3 protein-coding genes are annotated in these 2,311 nt (G+C 70.4%); 1 reads left to right on the forward strand and 2 read right to left on the reverse strand.

Going from position 1 to position 2,311, the window contains the following annotated elements; all coding sequences use genetic code 11:
• Positions 1 to 125: 125 nt before the first annotated feature.
• Together ABTZ89_RS38045 and ABTZ89_RS38050 are read right to left on the reverse strand one after the other, a co-directional pair.
• On the reverse strand, positions 126 to 389 hold the full coding sequence (locus ABTZ89_RS38045) for a hypothetical protein (protein WP_351054184.1): 264 nt from the start codon (positions 387 to 389) through the stop codon (positions 126 to 128).
• Between the two features lie 33 nt (positions 390 to 422).
• Positions 423 to 1,295, reverse strand: a complete 873-nt coding sequence (locus tag ABTZ89_RS38050) for an LLM class flavin-dependent oxidoreductase (protein ID WP_351054187.1) — start codon at positions 1,293 to 1,295, stop codon at positions 423 to 425.
• 120 nt (positions 1,296 to 1,415) lie between these two features.
• On the opposite strand from ABTZ89_RS38050, the gene ABTZ89_RS38055 reads away from it, so the two are divergent.
• Positions 1,416 to 2,228, forward strand: coding sequence for an HAD family hydrolase (locus ABTZ89_RS38055; protein WP_351054190.1), 813 nt, complete (start codon positions 1,416 to 1,418; stop codon positions 2,226 to 2,228).
• Positions 2,229 to 2,311 lie beyond the last annotated feature (83 nt).

Raw genomic sequence — 2,311 nt, forward strand, 5'->3', positions numbered from 1 at the left:
GGGCCGGGCACCGCTACAGATCCCGCCCCCGCGGCCCGCACCGGATCTCGGCGTTGGGCGCAACGCCCGCCGTGTACCTGGCGGGGGGGGCGACGCTGCTCGCGTCGCCCCGCGGGGAGGTGTGATCAGGGCTGCCAGCGCTCCTGGATCAGCTCGATCTCGTCGTCGGCGTTGACCTGGATCTTGTCCGCCGGGATCTCACCGTGGGTCAGCCCGGACACCATCTCGTCCCCGGTGCAGGTCCGCTCCTCGACGCCACCGGCCCCACCGGGGCAGAGCATGTAGAGGGACTTGACCGTGACGTTCTCGGCGAGCGGCAGCCGGTGTTCCAAGGGGTCGTTGGGGTCTTCCACCAGACGACGTGGACGACCGAGTAATGCCTGTTCCATGCCCGGGGAGATGTACCGCCCGGGCCGGGGTTGCTAAATGTCCGGGAGAACTTCTGAAGCGATCTCCTCGACAGTTGACTCCTTGCCCTCGTAGGGGCTGTCGGCGCGCGGCCAGTGCGTGATCACGTCGGTGAAGCCGAGCTCGGCGGCGCGCCCGACCACGTCCCGGAAGTGCTCCACACTGGACATCGAGAACACCGGCGCCGCGTCGACCTGCAGGTACCGCTCCACCCTGGCCGGATCGCGGCCCTGCTCGGCCAGCGCCTCGGCGAACCGCAGCGAGAGCTCGGCGACCGAGCGCCACCACGCCTCCTGGTCCTCCGCCTCGCGGCCCGTGGTCACCCAGCCCTTGCCGTACCGGGCGGCCAGCTTCATCGCGCGGGGGCCGTTGGCGGCGACCACGAACGGCAGCCGGGGCAGCTGCACGCAGCCGGGGTGCCTGCGGGCCTGCACCGCGGAGTAGTAGGTGCCGGAGTAGTCGGTGGAGTCGTGGGTGAGGATCTGGTCCAGCAGCTCCAGGAACTCGCCGAACCGGTCGACGCGCTGCCCCGGAGTCAGCTCCGGCTGCCCCAGCACCTGGGTGTCGAAGCCGGGGCCGCCGGCGCCGATGCCGAGCGTGATCCGGCCGTCGGAGATGTCGTCGAGCGCGGTGAGCTCCCGCGCGAAGTGCACCGGGTGGCGGAAGTTCGGCGAGGCCACCATCGTGCCCAACCGGATGGTCGAGGTGGCCATCGCGGCCGCGGTCAAGGTCGGCACCGCGTCGAACCACGACTTGTCCACAAGGGAGCGCCACCCCAGGTGGTCGTAGGTCCAGGCGTGGGCGAACCCGTACTCCTCGGCCATCCGCCACATCGGCTCGGCGGCCCACCAGCGGTGCTCCGGCAGAATCACGATCCCAACTCGCACATGTCGACCGTACTGGTCGACCACCACCGGTATCGACCCGATCAGGTGATGTGGGTGGCGCGGGTCGCGTTCGCAGGTGCTCGTTCGGGTCCGGCGAGCCGCACCAGGCAGGATGGCGGGGTGCGCAAACCCGGCCTGGTGGCGACCGACGTGGACGGAACCCTGCTCGACCCGATGGAGCGGGTGAGCGGGCGAACCGCGCGAACGGTGCAGCGGGTGGTCGACGCCGGAACCCCGTTCGTGCTGGTCACGGGTCGTCCGCCGCGCTGGGTGCCGATGGTCGTGGAAGCCCTCGGGGTGGCCGGGGTGACGGTGTGCGCGAACGGCGCGGTGCTCTACGACGCCGCTGCCGACAAGGTCCTGCAGAGCCACGTGATCGAGTCCCTGGAGCTGCACGACGTGGTGCGCGAGCTGCGCCACGAGCTGCCGGGCTGCGCGTTCGCGGTGGAGCGGACGACCGACGGCGCGCACGACCGGCCGCACGAGCAGTTCCTCGCCGAGGTCGACTTCCGCCGGGTGTGGCCGAATTCGGACATCCGCGTCGCCGGGACCGACGAGCTGACCGGCAAGCCCGCGGTCAAGCTGCTGGTGCTGCACGAGCACATGACGAGCGCGGAGATGGCCGAGACGGCCGGTGCGGTGATCGGCTCCCAGCTGCAGCTGACCTACTCGACGTCGGCGGGGCTGATCGAACTGTCCGCGGCCGGGGTGGACAAGGCGACCGGGCTGGCCGCGGTGGCCGCCGACCTCGGCGTCGACCAGGCCGACGTGATCGCCTTCGGCGACATGCCCAACGACGTCCCGATGCTGACCTGGGCGGGCCACGGCGTGGCCATGCGCAACGCCCACCCGGCAGCCCTGGCCGCAGCCGACGAGGTCACCACCAGCAACTCCGAGGACGGCGTCGCCGAGCTCCTCTCCCGCTGGTGGTGACCCGCAGTTTCAATTGAAACTGCGATCCGCCGTGGCTGGGATCCGCAGTTTCAATTGAAACTGTAAATGATCATTGACGGTCG

Origin of the sequence: Saccharopolyspora sp. NPDC002686, assembly GCF_040295745.1 — a bacterium.
GTDB lineage: Bacteria > Actinomycetota > Actinomycetes > Mycobacteriales > Pseudonocardiaceae > Saccharopolyspora > Saccharopolyspora oryzae.

Coding starts and splice junctions, on each gene's coding strand:
- ABTZ89_RS38045 (WP_351054184.1), bottom strand. CDS start 389: ATGGAACAGGCATTACTCGGTCGTCCACGTCGTCTGGTGGAAGACCCC.